The sequence below is a fragment of the Halomonas lysinitropha genome, from assembly GCF_902500215.1.
In the GTDB taxonomy this organism is placed as follows: domain Bacteria; phylum Pseudomonadota; class Gammaproteobacteria; order Pseudomonadales; family Halomonadaceae; genus Halomonas; species Halomonas lysinitropha.
In genome coordinates this window covers 70,396-87,924 of the sequence record NZ_CABVOU010000016.1, presented here as the reverse complement: position 1 = coordinate 87,924, position 17,529 = coordinate 70,396, and the positions used below count along the sequence as shown (strand labels likewise).

Genomic DNA, 17,529 nt, shown 5'->3' with positions numbered 1-17,529 from the left:
CCCGACATGAGCCAGACCGCCTATCCGTTCGATGCTTACCCCTTCGACATTGGGGCCTGTCCGTCGCCCGCCTATGTGGTGGACGACGCCCTGCTGCGCCGTAACCTGGAATTGCTGCGGCGGGTCCAGGAAGAGAGCGGCGCGCGTATCCTGCTGGCGCTGAAGGGCTTCGCCATGTGGGATACCTTCCCGCTGATCCGCCAGTACCTGGTGGGCACCACGGCGAGCGGCCAGGACGAGGCGCAACTGGGGGCGGAGACCTTCGGCGGCGAGGTGCACTGCTACTCGCCGGCCTTCAGCGAGGCGGAGATGGCGGTGGTGCTGCAGTATGCCGACCACCTCAGCTTCAACTCGCCGGCCCAGTGGCAGCGCTTCCGCGACACCGTCGCGGCCGCACCGCGACGGGTCTCCTGCGGCCTGCGCGTCAATCCGCAGTACTCCGAGGGCAAGGTGGCGCTCTACGACCCCTGCGCCCCGGGCTCACGGCTCGGCACCCGGGCCGTGGACCTGGAAGGCGTGGCCCTCGACGGCCTGGAGGGCCTGCATTTCCATACCCTGTGCGAGCAGAACAGCGACGCCCTGGAGCACACCCTGGCCGCTTTCGAGGAACGCTTCGGCCGGCACCTCGCCGGCCGCAAGTGGGTGAACTTCGGCGGCGGTCACCACATCACCCGCGAGGACTATGATGTCGAGCGGCTGGTACGGGTGATCCGCGACTTCAAGGCCCGCCATCCCCACCTCACGATCTACCTGGAGCCCGGCGAGGCGATTGCGCTCAATACCGGCTACCTGGTGTGCAGCGTGCTGGATATCGTCGAGAACGACGGCACGATCGCCATCCTCGACACCTCCGCCACGGCACACATGCCCGACGTGCTGGAAATGCCCTATCGGCCCGAGATCATCGGCGCCGGCGAGCCCGGCGAGAAGGCCCACACCTACCGGCTGGGCGGGCTGACCTGCCTGGCCGGCGATGTGGTGGGCGAATACAGCTTTGACGCCCCGCTGGCGATCGGCGACCGGCTGATGTTCACCGACATGGCCCACTACACCATGGTGAAGACCACCACCTTCAACGGCATGCGCCTGCCGTCGATCTGCCGGATCGACGAGGCCAGCCGGGAGGTGCGCACGGTGAAGTCCTTCGGATACGCGGATTACCGGCAACGACTCAGCTGAAGGGAGACAAGAGATGACCCAGGTCTTCAAGTTTGGCGGTGCCTCGATCCAGGACGCCGCGGCCATCCGTCGAGTGGGCGAGTTGCTGGCCCGTTTCCGAGCGCGCCCGCTGATCGTGGTGGTCTCCGCCATGGGCAAGACTACCAACGCCCTGGAGACGCTGCTGGCCGCGGCGCGGGCTGGCGAGACGGAGGAGTATCGCGACCGCCTCGAGACCCTGCGCCAGGAGCACCTGACCACCGTCGAGGCCCTGTTCGGCGACAGGGCCGGACCCGTGACGGAGCGTGTCGAGGCGCTGATCACCGAGCTTGATCAGCTTCATCGCCGCCATGCCAGCCGTGAGCGCCCCTTCCACTACGACCAGACCGTCTGCTACGGCGAGCTGCTCTCCACGACCATTATAAGCGCCTGGCTCGACGAGGCCGGCATGGCGACCGAGTGGCTTGACGCCCGGGACCTGGTGGTCACCGACGACTGCCACCAGGCGGCCAACGTGGACTGGCAGGCCACCGTGGAGCGGGTACGTGGGCTGGCAACAGACGATGACAAGATCCGGGTCACCCAGGGTTTCATCGGCGGCACCACCGAGGGCGTATCGACCACCCTGGGCCGCGAGGGCTCCGACTTCAGCGCGGCCATCCTCGCCCACTGCCTGGACGCCGAGGAGGTCACCATCTGGAAGGACGTACCGGGGCTCTTCAATGCCGACCCGCGTCGCTTCGACAATGCGGTACAGCTCGAGCGTATCTCCTACGACGAGGCCATTGAACTGGCCTGGCACGGCGCCAAGGTGATCCACCCCAAGACCCTGGGGCCACTGCAGCAGAAGTCGATTCCGCTGACGGTGCGCTCCTTCGAGGACCTCGAGGCGCCTCCCAGCACCATCGGCCGGGACACCCGGTTCGACACCCAGACGCCCTCCCTTGTCTTGCTCGAGGAACAGACGCTGCTGGAGATCCGCTCACGAGACTTCGCCTTCATGGACGAGCCCCGCCAGCACGACATCCTCGGCCGCCTGGTTGAAGCCGGGCTGCACGCCAGCCTGATCGATGCCGGGGCCATGCGTCTCTCGCTCTGCCTGGACGACGGCCACCCCGATCGACTGGAGCCGCTGGTCAGCTCACTATGTGCCGACTATGCGGTGGTGCGTCACGAAGACCTGACCCTGCTTACCGTGCGCCACGCCGACGATGCACTGCTGGCGGCCCTGAGCGCCGGACGCGACAGCCTCGCCGAACGACGTAACGCCGATACCGCCCAGCGGCTCTTTCCCAGCACCCAGTGCCAGGGAACCTGGCACATCCCTCTGTAAGGCTTGGCCCACCAGAGGGTGTCAGGGAGCGACATGGTCCTTGCTTGGATTTCATCCCATACTTGTCACGAGACAACGCCGGGCCACACTAGTGAGCCGGCGCTCTCATGCTGCACGGGAGGCGAAAGGGGCCATCAGCGATGGCCGGGGATCAGGCGACGTCGCGCTTGCCCTCGCCTGCCGCGTGCATGGCCAGGGCGGTATCCAGCATGCGGTTGGAGAAGCCCCACTCGTTGTCGTACCAGGCCATCACCTTGACCAGGCGCCCGTTCACCCGAGTGTGATTGGCATCGAAGGTCGAGGAGTGAGCATCATGGTTGAAGTCGATGGAGACCAGCGGCTGGGCGTTGACCGCCAGCACCGGGGAGGCCTCGGCGGCGCTAGCCACGATTTCGTTAATCTCTTCCCGCGTCGTATCGCGGCTCGCGGTGAAGACCAGGTCGACCAGCGAGACGTTGATCACCGGCACGCGCACGGCCAGTCCGTCGAACTTGCCATCCAGCTCCGGCAGCACCAGGCCCACCGCGGCGGCGGCGCCGGTCTTGGTGGGAATCATCGAGTGCGTCGCGCTGCGCGCCCGGTAGGGGTCCTTGTGGTAGACGTCGGAGAGGTTCTGATCGTTGGTATAGGCGTGAACCGTGGTCATCAGGCCGTTCTCGATGCCCACCGCCGCATGCAGTGCCTGGGCAACCGGGGCCAGGCAGTTGGTGGTGCAGGAAGCGTTGGACACCACCTTGTGCTCCGGCGTGAGCACGTCCTCGTTGACGCCGTAGACCACGGTGGCGTCGGCATCGGGGCTCGGCGCGGAGATCAGCACGCGTTCGGCACCCGCCGCGAGGTGCTTGGCAGCGGCCTCGCGCTTGGTGAACAGGCCGGTGCACTCCATCACCAGATCCACGCCAAGGGAAGCCCAGGGCAGCGCCTCAGGGTCCCGCTCGGAGAGGATCTCGATGCGCTGGCCATCCACGGTCATGCTCCGTTCATCGTGCTCAACGGAGAAGGGAAAGTGGCCGTGCACGGTGTCATGGCGCAGCAGGTGCGCATTCAGCGAAGGGTCGCCGAGGTCGTTGATGGCAACCACCTCCACGCGATGGCGGTAGCCGTTCTCGTACAGGGCGCGCAACACATTGCGCCCGATGCGGCCGAAACCGTTGATGGCGATCTTGAGCGTCATGGCGTTGTTCTCCTCGGTCCAGTAGCGTTCTATGGGACGTGGCGAAGCCAGTAAGCAGGAAGGTCTTGGCCATAGCCCGGCTCGGGCGTGCCTGCGCAACGGGCCACGCATCATCTACCCCATAATGTGGACCAGTCATGGGCGAGGCTCAAGTACTTTTTAGTAATTTTACAACATGCAGCGCTTCACCCGCCTATCGGGCGCAAGCACCTCAATCCAATAGAATAACTAAGCATAACGGGAGAGAAGTCGTGTTGCATGACCCAACAGGGGGCTTCAATACCGATCATTATGTAGTAAACTTACCTTAAAATGGTATGGTGATCAGATAACAACCAGCATCCAACCGAGGAGCACGATATGTCGGCCACTCCGCTGCACACTCCCATCCGTCGCACCAAGATTGTCGCCACCCTGGGCCCCGCCAGCGACCGTGAGGGCGTCCTGGAGGCGATGATCGCCGCCGGCGTCGACGTGGTACGCCTCAACTTTTCCCACGGCAGCCCCGATGACCACCGCCAGCGTCTGGTACGGGTCCGCGAGATCGCCGACCGGCAAGGCAAGAGCGTTGCCGTCCTGGGTGACCTGCAGGGGCCCAAGATCCGCATCGCCCGCTTCAAGGAAGGAGCCGTGAAGCTCGAGGAGGGCCAGTCCTTCATCCTCGACATGGGGCTGAGCAGCGATGAGGGCGACGCCAACCGCGTCGGCTGTGACTACAAGACCCTGGCCGATGACGTCGCCCCCGGCGACCGCCTGCTGCTCGACGACGGCCGGGTGGTGCTAGACGTCAATCGTGTTGTCGACCACCTGATACACACCAGCGTGGTGGTGGGCGGCACGCTCTCCAACAACAAGGGCATCAACAAGCAGGGTGGCGGCCTCTCCGCCCCGGCGCTTACCGAAAAGGACAAGACCGATCTCGAGACCGCCGTGGCGATCGGCGTCGACTACCTGGCGATCTCCTTCCCTCGCAGTGCAGCCGATATGCAGGAGGCCCGCGAGCGCCTCGGCGAGGCCGGCAAGGAGATCGGCCTGGTGGCGAAACTCGAGCGCGCCGAGGCGGTGGCCGACGACGCGACGCTGGACGCCATCATCCGTGCCAGCGAAGCCGTGATGGTGGCACGCGGGGACCTGGGCGTGGAGATCGGCGACGCATCGCTGATCGGCACCCAGAAACGCATCATCAAGCATGCCCGCACCCTCAACCGTGCGGTGATTACCGCCACCCAGATGATGGAGTCGATGATCGAGTCGCCGCTGCCCACCCGGGCCGAGGTGTTCGACGTGGCCAACGCGGTGCTCGACGGCACCGATGCGGTGATGCTCTCCGCCGAGACCGCCGCCGGCGACTTCCCGGTGGAAACGGTCGAGGCCATGGACCGGGTCTGCCTGGGCGCCGAGCGCGAGCGGCGCATCCAGGAATCCGGCCACCGCATCCACGAAGGTTTCAGCCAGATCGACGAGACCATTGCGCTCTCCGCCATGTATGCCGCCAACCATCTCGCCGGGGTAGCGGCCATTGCCTGCATGACCGCCTCCGGCTACACGCCATTGATCGCCTCACGGATCAGCTCGGGACTGCCCATCGTTGGCCTGGCCCACAATCCGGTGGCCCAGCGGCGCATGGCGCTCTACCGCGGGGTCGTCTCGCTGCCCTTCGACACCAGCGAGATGAGCGCCCACGAGCTCAATGACCGCGCCATCCAGCGGCTGGTGAAACAGGGCATCGCCAAACCCGGCGACCATGTCATCCTCACCCGGGGGGACCACATGAATGCCCATGGCGGCACCAACACCCTCAAAATTCTCGCCGTAGAGGCCAGCCATGAGTGACACCCGTCCTCCGCGCAACGTGCAGCGGATCCTGCCGGCCCGCAAGCGCATCGCCCTGGTCGCCCACGACGGCAAGAAGGACGAGATGCTCGAGTGGGCAGGCCGCTGGCAGCCCACCCTGGCCCGTCACCAGCTGGTCGGCAGCGGCACCACCGCAACCCGGATCAGCAAGCAATTGGGCCTCGAGGTGGAAGGCCTGATGAGTGGCCCACTGGGCGGCGACCAGCAGATCGGCGCACGCATTGCCGAGCAGCGGCTCGACCTGCTGATCTTCTTCTGGGATCCCTTCGCACCGCAGCCCCACGACCCCGACGTCAAGGCCCTGCTGCGACTGGCGGCACTTTGGAACATTCCGGTCGCCTGCAATCCCGCCAGCGCCGACTTCCTGATCAGTTCCCCCTGGCTCGACCAGGACTACGAGATGACCATCCCCGATGCCGGCGCCTGGGTCTCCTCCCGCTCCGGCTGATTGCGTCCGCCGCCGAGGCGTCGACACCGCTTTCCACTCACAAGAGGTCGACCATGTTCCAGCTTACCCGCAGCGTCACCTGGCAGGCCCTCAAGGGGCTGCAGCAGACGACCGCCAGTGATCGCATCCGCGACTACTTCGCCGCCGACCCCAAGCGCTTCGAGAAGATGAGCCTGCGCGTTGGTGGGCTTTTCCTCGACTACTCCAAGCAGCCGGTCTCGGACGAGGTCCTCGAAACCCTGATCGAACTCGCCGAGCATTCGGCGCTGGTCCAGCGCCGCGCGCAGATGTTCTCCGGCGATATCATCAACGTCACCGAAGACCGTCCGGTGCTGCACACCGCCCTGCGCAATCTCGGCGAGGGGCCACTGAAGGTCGACGGCCAGGACGTGATGCCGGAGATCCATCGCACCCGCGAGCAGATCCGCGCCTTCTCCGAGGCAGTGCGCAACGGCGAGTGGACGGGCTACAGTGGCCAACGTATCAAGGACGTGGTCAACATCGGCATCGGCGGGTCGGATCTTGGCCCCAACATGGCCTGCCGGGCACTGCTCAAGCACCGCCACCCGGATCTCAGCTTCCACTTCGTGTCCAACGTCGACGGCGCCCATATCCAGAAGGTGCTCAGCCGACTCGACCCGGCCACCACCCTCTTCATCGTCTCCACCAAGACCTTCTCCACCCAGGAGACGCTGCTCAACGCCCATACCGCACGCCGCTGGTTTCTGGAGAACGCCGGCCCGGACGCCGATGTGGGGGCGCACTTCATCGCCGCCTCGACCAACAAGGCGGCGGCCACGGAGTTCGGCATCCGCGAGGAGAATGTCTTCGAATTCTGGGCCTGGGTCGGCGGGCGCTACTCGATGTGGTCCTCCATCGGCCTGCCCATCGCCCTGTCGATCGGCTTCGAAGGGTTCATGGAGCTGCTCGAGGGCGCCTATGAGATGGACCAGCACTTCCTGTCGGCCCCCTTCGCCGAGAACATGCCGGTGCTGATGGCGCTGATCGGCATCTGGCACATCAACTTTCAGGGCGCCGAGACCCAGGCCATCGTGCCCTATGACCAGGCGCTGCATCAGCTGCCGGCCTTCCTGCAGCAGCTCGACATGGAATCCAATGGCAAATCGGTGGACATCTTCGGCCACCCCGTGGACTACAAGACCGGCCCCATCGTCTGGGGACAGACCGGCTCCAACGGCCAGCACGCTTTCTTCCAGCTGCTCCATCAGGGTACCCGCTACGTGCCCATCGACTTCATCGCCTCGCTCAAGCCCGAGCCCGGCGTCGAGGATCACCATTTCGCGCTGCTCACCAACATGCTGGCCCAGGCCAACGCCTTCATGGAGGGCAGCCAGACCGGCAGCCGCCTCGACCCCTACAGCTGCCCGGGCAATCGCCCCTCCAGCGTGCTGCTGCTCGACGAACTGACACCCAAGAACCTCGGCGCGCTGATCGCGCTCTATGAGCACAAGGTGTTTGTCCAGGGAGTGATATGGAACATCAATTCCTTCGACCAGTGGGGCGTACAGCTGGGCAAGCGCATCGCCGGCGAGATCAGCGAACGCATCGACGCCCAAAGCCAGGACTTCGATGCCTCCACCCAGGGTCTGCTGGCGCTGGTGCGGGAAAATTTCCCCCGCGATAACGCCGAACCCCCCTCCCGAAATGCGAAGCGAGGCAAGAGCAAGGGCTGAGGCCTCTCAACCGCGGGCGGCGGCCAGCCACTGCCCGGTGCGGTGGCCCGCCCAGGCGGCAACCAGCCAAAGGAGGAGGCTGGCCACCACATAGCCCAGGGCCGCCGCCCGGTGGCCCTGGTGCATGAGGGCCAGGGTTTCCAGGCCAAATAGCGAGAAGGTGGTGAAGCCGCCGCAGAAGCCACCCGCCAGGAAGGGCTGCCAGCTCGCGACCCTGCCACGGGTACGGCGGGCGGCATAGGCGGCGAAACCGACGATCAGCCAGGAACCCAGGGCGTTGACCGCCAGGGTAGCCCAGGGGAAGGCCGGCCCCGCCAGCGCCAGCGAGACCAGGTAGCGCAGCGTGGAGCCCAGGGCACTGCCCACCCCCACCGCAGCATAGGCACGCCAGACGATCATGGCAGGCCTCCCGCCAGCCAGGCGCCGACCGCAAGCGCGGCCACCCCCGCTCCCAGGGTCAGGGCGACGTAGCCCAGGGCCGCGGCCTTGCGCCGCTGCTGCCAGAGCGTCAGGGTCTGCAGGCTGAAGGTGGAGACCGTGGTGTAGCCCCCCAGCAGGCCAATGGCCAGCAGCGGCCAGGTCAGACCCGTCTCGGGGCCGGACAGGCCCAGCATCCCGGCCGCGAGGCCCATGAGCAGGGCCCCACTCAGGTTGACCACCAGAGTTCCCCAGGGAAGGCCGGCGCCCAGGTAACGGGCCACGAGATTGCCCACTGCCAGACGCGCCATGCCGCCCAAGCCTCCGCCACCGGCCACGACCAGCAGCACCAATGGGTCGATGCTCATTCACTCCCCAAGCGTTGCAAGAAAGGTCCAAGGGTGATGGCGACGATCCGCCAGAACAAAAAAGCCACCCGATGAGGGTGGCCAAAGTATCGCATGCTTGCCTTGCAGGGGCAGTGACCGGTAAGCCACCAAAGTCAATATTGGCACATCTTTATCGTCATGTACAATGCGTGTACATGAAAACAGGGTTGCGGCCCCGACTCGAGACCGTGAACCAAAGGCCGTATCATGCGGTTACCTGAACGCATCCCCGACAGCACATCGATAACACGCCAAGAGACGGAGGTCACAGCGTGAACCCATTGCGAGCCTTTCCTGCCATCATTGGCTGGCTTCTGATCGCCTTGGTGGCCTTCGCCACCCCGACCCAGGCCCAGCAAGCCGACGCAGGCAGCGAGCCGCCGGCCTACTCCACCCTGGCCGACCTGCTCGAGAACGAGCAGTCACGCCAGCAGTTGATTGACCAGCTGCGCGGTATGGCCGATGACGTCGCCGCCTCGGAAACGGCCGCCGAGGAGAGCGCCGCCAGCGAAGAGCCTTCGCTCCCTCGGCAACTGGCCCAGGCCACCAGCCGCATCGCCGGTGACATCGGCAGTCGGTTCGGCGATGCCGTTGAAGCCATGGCGGGCCTGTTCACCGGTGGCGTCGAGGACAGCACCTTCAACACGGCGGCCTTCACCAGCGCCGCGATCAACCTGGGGCTGGTGATTCTCGCCACCCTGGTGTTCTTCGTCGCCTTCCGGCGTCTGGCCAAGCCGCTATTCACCGGCTTCAGCCAGTGGTCACTCAACGGTGCCGGCCTGACCACCGTACTTCGACTGGTCATCTGTGTGGCCCTGGCCGCCGTGGTGGATGTGCTAATCGTGGCGCTGGCCTATGTGGGCGGCAACCTGATCGCCACCTTCGCCGTCGGGGAGACCGGTGAACTCTCGACCCGGGCCTCGCTGTTCCTCAATGCCTTCCTGGTGATCGAACTGCTCAAGGCCGGGGTGCGCATGCTGTTCTCGTCCCGCTACGAGGGGCTGCGCCTGCTGCCTATCTCGACCAATGAGGCCTCCTACTGGAACCGCTGGCTCGCCCGTCTGATCGGCATGGTCGGCTACGGCCTGATGGTCGTGGTACCCCTGATCAATTTCTACCTGGCGCCCACGCTGGGAGAGAGTATCGGCACCCTGATCATGTTCGCGGCCTTCTTCTATGCCGTCACGGTGGTGCTGACCAATCGAGTCCGCTTGCGCACTGCCATCAATGACAAGGCAAACCGTACCAGCATGGCGGCCTCCCGCGTCTCGCTGCAGCTGTTCGCTCGCACCTGGCACCTCTTTGCATTGGCCTATTTCCTGATGGTCCTGGTGCTGACCCTGACACGGCCCGCCGACGCCCTGCCCTTCGTGCTCTTCGCCACCCTCAAGAGTCTTGCGGCCGTCGTGGTAGGCTTGCTGGTCTCGAACCTGCTGACTCAGACCATTGGCCGGCGCATACGTCTGGGTGACGATCTGCGCCGCAAGCTTCCACTGCTGGAGCCGCGGCTCAACAGTTACGTGCCCAATGCCCTGCGCATCATTCGCACCCTGATTCTGATCACCGTGTTCCTGATGGTGCTGAACGCCTGGGGCGCCTTCGACCTGGCGGCCTGGTATGCCTCGGATGCGGGAAGCACCCTGGTGGGCAAATTGGTCAGCGTGGCGGTCATCCTGGTGATCGCCGTCGCCGTATGGCTGGGCCTGGCCAGCCTGATCGAGCACAAGCTCAACCCGGAGACCGGCGGCGGCGTGCCCTCGGCCCGGGCCCAGACCCTGCTGGCGCTGTTCCGCAATGCCCTGGCGATCGCCATCATGACCATGACGATGATGATCGTGCTGGCCGAGATCGGCATCAACATCGGTCCGCTGATCGCCGGTGCCGGTGTGCTCGGCCTGGCCATCGGCTTCGGCTCCCAGAAGCTGGTACAGGACATCATCACCGGCATCTTCATCCAGGTGGAGAACGCCATGAACACCGGTGACGTGGTCACCGTGGGCGGCATCACCGGCACCGCCGAGAAGCTCAGCATCCGCTCGGTGGGCATCCGCGACCTCGCCGGCACCTACCACCTGGTGCCCTTCTCCAGTGTGGACACCGTCTCCAACTACATGCGCGAGTTCGGCAACCACGTCGGTGAGTATGGCATCGCCTACCACGAGAGCATCGACGAGGCCATCGAGCAGCTGAACCTGGCCTTCGAGGACCTCAAGGCCAGCGAAGAACACGGCCACAAGCTGCTGGAACCGCTCACCGTGGCCGGGGTCGTCGCCCTGGCCGACAGCTCGGTGAACATCCGGGTGGTCATCAAGACCACGCCCGGCGACCAGTGGGCGGTGGGCCGAGCCTACAATCGCCTGGTCAAGCTGCGCTTCGACGAGGCCGGCATCGAGATCCCCTTCCCGCATACCACGCTCTACTTCGGCGAGGACAAGGAGGGCCGCTCACCGGCGGCGAACGTCCGGGTGCTGGGGCCCAAAACGCAACAGCGCCGGCGGGACACGCCTCACCAGGATGATCCCGAGCAGGGCATTCAGGAGATCGCCGACCCCGACCACCGCAATCCTACGGGAGACGATGTCGAGGAGCCCTGACGACCCGGCAATCTTGCATCTCAGCACGCACAGCGGGGCTGCCCATTCGGCAGCCCCGCTGTGCGTTAGGCCGGGGCCTGTAGACGATGCCTCAGTGGGTCGTCATCAGCATCAGCACGCTGAGCGCCGCCGAGACCCACATGGCCGGCCGGATCGCCTCCAGACGCCCGGTGAAGAGCTTGATCAACACGAAGGAAAGGAATCCGAAGGCGATGCCCAGAGTGATGGAGTAGGTCAGCGGCATCAGGATGATCGCCAGGAAGGCCGGGAAGGCTTCGTCATAGCTGCCCCAGTCGATCTTCGCCACCGGCGCCAGCATGAAGAGCCCCACCAGTACCAGAGCGGGTGCCGTGGCGATGCCCGGCACCAGCGAAAGCAGCGGTGAGAGAAACAGGAAGGGCAGGAAGAGCAGGGCGATCGTCACCGCCACCAGGCCGGTACGCCCGCCCTGGGCGACCCCGGCGCCGGACTCGATAAAGGTCTGGGCGGCGCTGGTACCGAGCGGCGCGGCAATCATGGAGGCGAAGGCATCCACGGTCATGGAGCGCTTGAGGTTGCGCGGATTGCCGTCCTTGTCCTTGAGGTCCGCCGACTCGGAGAGTGCCATGAAGCAGGAGAGGGCATCGAAGAAGTTGGTGAACAGCATCACGAAAATGAACGGCAGATAGGCCACCTTGAGCGCCCCCAGGATGTCCACCTGCATTACCGCACTGAAATCGGGCCAGGCGGCCAGACCGCTCCACTCGACCATGACTTCCTCGCCCCACAGGCGCCCCATGGGAGCGGCCAGCAGGGTAGTCAGGGCAATACCGAGGATCAGCGCACCGTTGAAGCGCAGCACCACCATGATCGCCGTGGCCATCAGCCCGATGAAGAAGGTCACCAGGCTTGCGTCGAAGCTGCCCAGGCTCACCAGGGTGGCCTCGCTGCCGACGATGAAGCCGGCGTTCTTGAGGCCGATGAAGGTGATGAAGAGCCCGATGCCGCAGGTGATGGCGTAGCGCAATGAGGCCGGGATCGCCTCGATGATCGCCTGGCGGACGTTGAACATCGCCAGCACTGCGAACAGCACACCGGACCAGAAGACACAGCCCAGCGCCACCTCCCAGGAGAGGCCGGCACCCAGCACCAGCGTGTAAGTAAAGAGCGCATTCATGCCCATGCCGGGAGCCACCAGGATGGGATTGCGCGCATAGAGCCCCATGGCCAGGCTGCTCATGAAGCTGATCAGCACGGTGGCGGAGAGCGCTGCCGAAAAGGGGATACCGGCATCGGAGAGGATCGCCGGGTTGACCACGATGATGTACATCGAAGCCAGGAAGGTGGCGATGCCCGCGAGCACCTCGGTGCGCAGGGAGGAGCCGCGATCGCGTATACGAAAATAACGCTCGATCCAGCGCACTTCCGACGAAGCGCCGGGCGAGGCCGCGGCGTGAGATATCTGTTCCATGACGGGGTCCTGTTGTTGTTGTGCGTGGTGATGTGAAAGGTCTGTCGCCAACTAGGGTAGGCAATTCTTGACCGATTGGACAACACCTGTGACGCCATCAAGGTATACAAAAAGGTCTAATATCTGGCTATCAGAAGGCCAGATAGCAGAAGGGGCGCCATCTGGCGCCCCTGTGGAGAGTGGATCACTGGCCGTTCAAGCGGCGGGATGGTTCAGGCCGTCTTGGTCTTGGTCTTCGTCTCTTCCGGCTCCTCGCTTGGCTGGGGCAAGGAAGGCAGCGACTTGTCGAGCAGCTCGACGCTCTGCCGGTAGAAGAGCTGGCTCTTCTGGTGCTCGCCCAGGTTGGCATAGAGCCGGGCCAGCTCGGCACAGACCACTCCGCTGGGCCGCTGGCGCTGGCTCGCCTCGAAGTACTCCTGGGCCTTGCCCCAGTAGGCGTTGCGCAGCGACAGACGGCCCAGTGTCAGCAGCAGGTCCGGATCGTTGGGCCGCTCCTGCAGCCACTTCTCGGCCAGGACCAGCTGTCGGCGCGCATCCACGTCGAGCAGGCCATAGCGCAGCACCAGGCGGCTGTCCCAGTGCTCCTTCAGCGAGTGGCGCAGTAGCCGCTCGGCAATGCCTTCCTCGTTGCCCCGCACCAGCGCCTCGGTGTAAAGCACGACCAGGTCGGTATTGGTACGCAGGTGGTCCGGCATGTCGGCCCACAGATTGCGGACCCGTTCGATATCGCCGGGGTTGCGCGCTTCCTGACCGATCAGCTCGCGGTAGGCGCGCTGCTCGAGTTGCTCGCGTTCCTCGCGGGAGATCAGCTGCTGGGCCCCCAGCCGGGGCATCAGGCGGCGCAGGCCATCCCAGTCGCTGACGCTGAGGTAGGCCTGCTTGAGCTGTTTGAGCACCTGAGGGTGGTTGGGCAGATGGCGATCCAGGCGGGTCAGGATCGCCAGCGCCTCCTCGTACTGCTGGCGGTCCAGCATCAGCTGGGCCTGCATCATGCCCACTGCCGTGTCGGCACCCTCGGTACTCAGATGGGCCCGCTTGAGCAGGGTGTCGGCCTGTTCGTAGCGCCCCTGATAATGGGCCGCCAGGGCGGCCGAAAGGTAGTTGACCAGCGGCGTGCTGGAGTCGTCGGCCGCCTTGACCAGCGACTTCTCGGCCTTCTTCCAGCGACCCTCGGCCAGTGCCACCAGGCCGCGCACGGTGCGCTTCATGGCGTTACGGTTGCGGGCACGACTGTTCCACACCTTGAAGCGACTCACCGGTCGGGTCAGGCGCATCAACAGCCTCAGGCCGAAGTGCAGCACGATGAAGACGGCAAGCAGGATGACCAGGCCAAACCAGAAGGAGGTCTGGTAGGAGGTATCGCCCACCCTCACCAGCCAGTAGCCCGGCACCGACATCATCAGCTGGCCGAACAGCGCCCCGAGCGCCAGGCCCAGGACTACGATCAGGATCAGCTTTCTCATGCGTCATCTCCCTGGCCGTCGTCACGACCCTCGAAGCGCCGCTCGATGAAGGTCGCCAGCGCCTGCTGGGAGTCGCTGATATCGGGAAGCTCCGGGCGAATGCTGCGCTGCTTGAGCGCCTCGAGACGCTCGATCACCGCCTGAACACCGCTGGTGCTGGTGTCGTAATAGCCACGAATCAGCGTCAGGGCCTTGTCGAGGCTGGCCTCGTAGAGCTCCTGCTCCTCCTTGAGCAGCGCCAGCTGGGACTGCTCGAGCACCAGGCGCACACTCTGGCGCAGATAGGACTCCTGCTCGGGCGAGATCAGCGCCTCCAGGGCCTGATCATGCTTGCGCACGGTGACCAGATCCTTGAGCTCGCCGCCGAAGCGTGCCAGCTGCTCCTGCCAGCCACCCGAGGGCGTCTCTTCGAGGGCGTCGGCGGCGGCGGCCTCTTCGATATCCTGGGCCAGCGGCTGCCCGGCAAGCTGCTCCTGCTGGGCATTGAGCGCCAGATAGAGGCCACTACGGTCGACCTGGGGCACTGAGTCCAGTGCGGCAAGCTCGGAGGCGATCTCGCGGCGCACCGGCATCAGAGCCGGATTGTCGGCCTCACGTAGCCGTTCGTCGGCGGTGCGCAGCAGGGCGGCGGCTCCCTCCACATCGCGCTCCAGCTGCAGGCGCTGGTTGGCCAGGCGCAGCAGGTAGGCGGCTTCGGCATGCAGCCAGTCGCGCTCATCGGCGTTCTGCTCGCGAGAGAGTTCGTCGAGCACCTGGTCCAGGGTCTCGTTGACACTGCTGCGGTAATCGGAAAACTCGCTGCGCAGGTCGGAGATAGCCGAGTCGAGGGCCGCATCACGCTCGCTCTCGGCGCTCTCGAGCTGTCCCTGCAGCTCGCCGAAATCCGACTGGAGCTCACCGATATCCGACTGGCTGGCCACATCGCCGGGCAACGAGGCCAGGCGCTGCTGCTGGGCATCAAGCTTCTGCCAGGCCTGCCAGCCGAACAGCACGACACCGATAGCCAGCAGGATCACCAGCACAAGGGCAAGTATCCCGGCCTTGCCGCCGCCCTTGCCACCGTCACCGGAAGAATCACCAGCGGTGCGCCCGCGCGAACCACCGGCCCCGCCGCCATCCGAAGGGGCAGACGATTTGTCACCGCCAGGGCGGCCGGGCTTGGCAGAGGAGCCGGCATTGGTAGACGTGCCGGACTTGTCGGCGCTGCCGCTCGAGGCAGAGGGCTTGGCGCTGGCTGCCTGACCCGCAGCGGGTTTGTCAGCGCCAGGCTTCTCCGCTGTGGCCTTCTGGTCAGCGGGCTTGTCGCTGCCGGATGCCGGCTTGTCGCCCTTTTCCGGGCGACTGGCGGAGTTGTCGGCCGCGACAGGGGAGGACTTGCCGCTCCCGGATTCGCCAGTCGCCTCTGCAGCATCCGGTTTCCCCTGTGACGCGTCCGCGGCCTGCTTACCGGCAGTCTTGTCGTAACGCCGCGAGCGGCGCCTGCCGGAAGCGGACGGCTTGCCGGCCTCACCCCCCGCGCTCGCCGACTCTGCGCCGGAGGGCGCCTGCTGTTCATCTTGTTCGTGTGGTTGCTTGCTCATCTGTCGCTAGCCCTTTTCGAGATCATCATGATCGACATCGGCCTCCTCCGGGGCGCTGCTCCTGGCGACCGCTACCGCCAGGGCGGCAGGCGTGGCGCCCGACGCCACGACGGGGACATTAAACCCCAACCTGCCGGCCAGTGTAGCCAACCGAGCACTGGAAACGATTAGCGGTTGGTTCAAGGCGGCTTCTGTACACCATCTTGCCAGATGTTCAAGGATTTCTCCGCTGCTGACCACCAGCGCACGATAATCGCCATTGGCCAATCTCGCTGCCATGGCGGGATCAGGATCGAGAAGACGGCGGCGATAGACCACCAGCCGGGTCACCCGAGCACCGCGGGAGCCCAGCGTATCGGCGATCAGTGGACGCCCTCCTTCGCCGGCGACCAGCAGCACACGCTGCTCGTCCAGGGCATGCAGCGAGGCCAGCTTCAGCAGCGCCTCGCTGGTGTCCTCCCCGGCCGACGGCGACGGCACATGGACCCGCACCCCCAGCCGCCGGTGCAACAGGGCGGCGGTGGAGGCCCCCACGGCATAGTAGTCAATACCCACCGGAAGCTGCGGCCAGTAGCGATTCAGCGCCTCGACCAGACACTCGGCCGCGAAGGGACTGACGACTACCACCTTGCGGAAATGATCGATGTCCAGCCAGGCGCTGCGCATCGCCGGGGTTTCCGGCAACGGCTCGAGGTCCATGACATCCAGGCGCTTGACGGGAAGGCCGCGAGCCTCGATGGCTTCGGCGAGCGGCCCGGCCCGCTCGCCCGGTCGTGAGATCAGTACCGGTAGCTTCGCCATCAGACGGCGCCGTAGACCTCGGCGAGAATCTCGCCGGCGCCCTGGTCGAGCAACTCCTCGGCGACGCGAATCCCCAGGGCCTCCGGCTCATGCAGGGAGCCTCGTCCTTCCGCGCGCAGTACCCGGGTACCTTCCGGATTGCCCACCAGGGCACGCAGCCACAGGGTCTGACCGTCATCCTCGAACACTGCGTGACCGCCGATGGGTACCTGGCAGCCACCCTCCAGCCGGGTATTCATGGCGCGCTCGGCGCGCACGCGGGTCGCGGTGGGCGCATCGTCCAGGGGAGTGAGCAGCGCAAGCAGTTCGGGGTCGTGCAGGCGACACTCGATACCCAGAGCGCCCTGGCCGCAGGCCGGCAGGCAAACCTCGGGGGGCAATTCCATGGTGATGCGGTCATCGAGCCCCAGCCGGCGGAGACCGGAGGTGGCCAGCAGGATGGCATCGAACTCGCCGTCATCGAGCTTGCCCAGGCGGGTCTGGACGTTGCCACGCAGGCTCAGGACCTCGAAGTCGGGACGTGCCTCGCGCATCTGCAGGCCGCGACGCAGACTCGACGTGCCGATGCGTGCGCCCTCGGGCAGCTCGTCCAGAGAGGCGTAGTGGTTGGAGATGAAGGCATCGGTGGGCTCGGCGCCCTCGAGGATCACCGAGAGCCCCAGGCTCTCGGGAAAGTGCATGGGCACATCTTTCATGGAGTGCACGGCGATATCGGCGCGGCCGTCGAGCATCGCCTCCTCCAGCTCCTTGACGAAGAGCCCCTTGCCGCCGACCTTGGCCAACGGCGTGTCGAGGATCTTGTCGCCGCGAGTGGACATGGCCACCAGCTCCACCTTCAGGCCGGGATGGGCGGCCATCAGTCGGTCGCGGACATGCTCGGCCTGCCACATGGCCAGTTGACTCTTGCGGGTGGCGATTCGCAGGGTATTGATGGCTTGCACGTGGTTCTCCCGTACCGGGTTGACTGCCGTTGGCGCACCATGTGCCGGCACCCCGGTGATGATATGGATACCCTTCATCATAAAGCACCGCGCGGAGCAGGAAAAATCGCGTCGTCCCACGGTGACCATCCACTGCCGCCCCTCGCCAGCCGCATGGACTCTGGTACACTTTCCGCCATGTCAAGGCAGCACCGCCCCGGCGGCGCTGCGACCGGTCCTCCGACCGTCACCCA

14 protein-coding genes are annotated in these 17,529 nt (G+C 65.6%); 6 read left to right on the top strand and 8 right to left on the bottom strand.

Translation table 11 applies throughout. The features are described 5' to 3' along the window. Window positions 1–6 precede the first annotated feature (6 nt). Both nspC and HALO32_RS02390 read left to right on the top strand, forming a co-directional pair. On the top strand, window positions 7–1,179 hold the full coding sequence (nspC, locus tag HALO32_RS02395) for a carboxynorspermidine decarboxylase (protein WP_151442195.1): 1,173 nt from the start codon (window positions 7–9) through the stop codon (window positions 1,177–1,179). Between the two features lie 13 nt (window positions 1,180–1,192). Next, window positions 1,193–2,491 carry an aspartate kinase gene (locus tag HALO32_RS02390; RefSeq protein ID WP_151442194.1) on the top strand — a complete coding sequence of 433 codons (1,299 nt, stop codon included), beginning with the start codon at window positions 1,193–1,195 and terminating at the stop codon, window positions 2,489–2,491. A gap of 151 nt (window positions 2,492–2,642) precedes the next feature. On the opposite strand, the gene gap is transcribed toward HALO32_RS02390, so the two are convergent. Then, window positions 2,643–3,665 (bottom strand): type I glyceraldehyde-3-phosphate dehydrogenase, encoded by a 1,023-nt coding sequence (gap, locus tag HALO32_RS02385; protein WP_151442193.1) that lies wholly within the window; start codon window positions 3,663–3,665, stop codon window positions 2,643–2,645. A 360-nt stretch (window positions 3,666–4,025) separates the two neighbouring features. On the opposite strand from gap, the gene pyk reads away from it, so the two are divergent. From pyk to pgi, 3 genes are read left to right on the top strand one after another with little or no spacing between them, the layout of a single operon-like run. Next, the gene (gene pyk / locus HALO32_RS02380) at window positions 4,026–5,498 is read left to right on the top strand and encodes a pyruvate kinase (RefSeq protein WP_151442192.1); all 1,473 of its coding nucleotides are present in this window, start codon (window positions 4,026–4,028) and stop codon (window positions 5,496–5,498) included. Further along, window positions 5,491–5,967 carry a methylglyoxal synthase gene (locus HALO32_RS02375; RefSeq protein ID WP_151442191.1) on the top strand — a complete coding sequence of 159 codons (477 nt, stop codon included), beginning with the start codon at window positions 5,491–5,493 and terminating at the stop codon, window positions 5,965–5,967. The genes pyk and HALO32_RS02375 overlap by 8 nt, the downstream gene beginning before the upstream one ends. Before the next feature lie 53 nt (window positions 5,968–6,020). After that, on the top strand, window positions 6,021–7,661 hold the full coding sequence (pgi, locus tag HALO32_RS02370) for a glucose-6-phosphate isomerase (RefSeq protein WP_151442190.1): 1,641 nt from the start codon (window positions 6,021–6,023) through the stop codon (window positions 7,659–7,661). Window positions 7,662–7,667: 6 nt separating this feature from the next. Here pgi and HALO32_RS02365 read toward each other — a convergent pair whose 3' ends face one another. Then, window positions 7,668–8,060, bottom strand: coding sequence for a fluoride efflux transporter FluC (locus HALO32_RS02365; RefSeq protein WP_151442189.1), 393 nt, complete (start codon window positions 8,058–8,060; stop codon window positions 7,668–7,670). Next, window positions 8,057–8,446, bottom strand: coding sequence for a fluoride efflux transporter FluC (locus HALO32_RS02360; protein WP_151442188.1), 390 nt, complete (start codon window positions 8,444–8,446; stop codon window positions 8,057–8,059). The genes HALO32_RS02365 and HALO32_RS02360 overlap by 4 nt, the downstream gene beginning before the upstream one ends. 293 nt (window positions 8,447–8,739) lie before the next feature. Here HALO32_RS02360 and ybiO point away from each other — a divergent pair, with 293 nt between their 5' ends. Then, window positions 8,740–11,061 carry a mechanosensitive channel protein gene (ybiO, locus tag HALO32_RS02355; protein WP_151442187.1) on the top strand — a complete coding sequence of 774 codons (2,322 nt, stop codon included), beginning with the start codon at window positions 8,740–8,742 and terminating at the stop codon, window positions 11,059–11,061. Between the two features lie 91 nt (window positions 11,062–11,152). Here the strand turns inward: ybiO and HALO32_RS02350 are convergent, their stop codons facing one another. From HALO32_RS02350 to hemC, 5 genes are all read right to left on the bottom strand, one after another. Further along, window positions 11,153–12,511, bottom strand: coding sequence for an NCS2 family permease (locus tag HALO32_RS02350; RefSeq protein WP_151442186.1), 1,359 nt, complete (start codon window positions 12,509–12,511; stop codon window positions 11,153–11,155). 212 nt (window positions 12,512–12,723) lie between these two features. Further along, complete coding sequence (locus HALO32_RS02345) at window positions 12,724–13,974, bottom strand: heme biosynthesis HemY N-terminal domain-containing protein (protein WP_151442185.1); 1,251 nt, start codon at window positions 13,972–13,974, stop codon at window positions 12,724–12,726. Beyond that, the gene (locus HALO32_RS02340) at window positions 13,971–15,554 is read right to left on the bottom strand and encodes a uroporphyrinogen-III C-methyltransferase (RefSeq protein ID WP_151442184.1); all 1,584 of its coding nucleotides are present in this window, start codon (window positions 15,552–15,554) and stop codon (window positions 13,971–13,973) included. The genes HALO32_RS02345 and HALO32_RS02340 overlap by 4 nt, the downstream gene beginning before the upstream one ends. A 6-nt stretch (window positions 15,555–15,560) precedes the next feature. Further along, entirely contained in the window at window positions 15,561–16,355 is a 795-nt protein-coding gene (locus HALO32_RS02335) for a uroporphyrinogen-III synthase (RefSeq protein ID WP_151442183.1), read from the bottom strand. Beyond that, a complete protein-coding gene (gene hemC / locus HALO32_RS02330) occupies window positions 16,355–17,296 on the bottom strand; it encodes a hydroxymethylbilane synthase (RefSeq protein ID WP_151442182.1) in 942 nt (313 codons plus the stop codon). Before hemC ends, HALO32_RS02335 begins: the two co-directional genes overlap by 1 nt. Window positions 17,297–17,529: the final 233 nt, after the last annotated feature.

What these genes read in the sequence shown, in the direction of transcription:
- nspC (WP_151442195.1), top strand. Translation starts at nt 7, where the DNA reads ATGAGCCAGACCGCCTATCCGTTCGATGCTTACCCCTTCGACATTGGG.
- HALO32_RS02390 (WP_151442194.1), top strand. Translation starts at nt 1,193, where the DNA reads ATGACCCAGGTCTTCAAGTTTGGCGGTGCCTCGATCCAGGACGCCGCG.
- gap (WP_151442193.1), bottom strand. Translation starts at nt 3,665, where the DNA reads ATGACGCTCAAGATCGCCATCAACGGTTTCGGCCGCATCGGGCGCAAT.
- pyk (WP_151442192.1), top strand. Translation starts at nt 4,026, where the DNA reads ATGTCGGCCACTCCGCTGCACACTCCCATCCGTCGCACCAAGATTGTC.
- HALO32_RS02375 (WP_151442191.1), top strand. Translation starts at nt 5,491, where the DNA reads ATGAGTGACACCCGTCCTCCGCGCAACGTGCAGCGGATCCTGCCGGCC.
- pgi (WP_151442190.1), top strand. Translation starts at nt 6,021, where the DNA reads ATGTTCCAGCTTACCCGCAGCGTCACCTGGCAGGCCCTCAAGGGGCTG.
- HALO32_RS02365 (WP_151442189.1), bottom strand. Translation starts at nt 8,060, where the DNA reads ATGATCGTCTGGCGTGCCTATGCTGCGGTGGGGGTGGGCAGTGCCCTG.
- HALO32_RS02360 (WP_151442188.1), bottom strand. Translation starts at nt 8,446, where the DNA reads ATGAGCATCGACCCATTGGTGCTGCTGGTCGTGGCCGGTGGCGGAGGC.
- HALO32_RS02350 (WP_151442186.1), bottom strand. Translation starts at nt 12,511, where the DNA reads ATGGAACAGATATCTCACGCCGCGGCCTCGCCCGGCGCTTCGTCGGAA.
- HALO32_RS02345 (WP_151442185.1), bottom strand. Translation starts at nt 13,974, where the DNA reads ATGAGAAAGCTGATCCTGATCGTAGTCCTGGGCCTGGCGCTCGGGGCG.
- HALO32_RS02340 (WP_151442184.1), bottom strand. Translation starts at nt 15,554, where the DNA reads ATGAGCAAGCAACCACACGAACAAGATGAACAGCAGGCGCCCTCCGGC.
- HALO32_RS02335 (WP_151442183.1), bottom strand. Translation starts at nt 16,355, where the DNA reads ATGGCGAAGCTACCGGTACTGATCTCACGACCGGGCGAGCGGGCCGGG.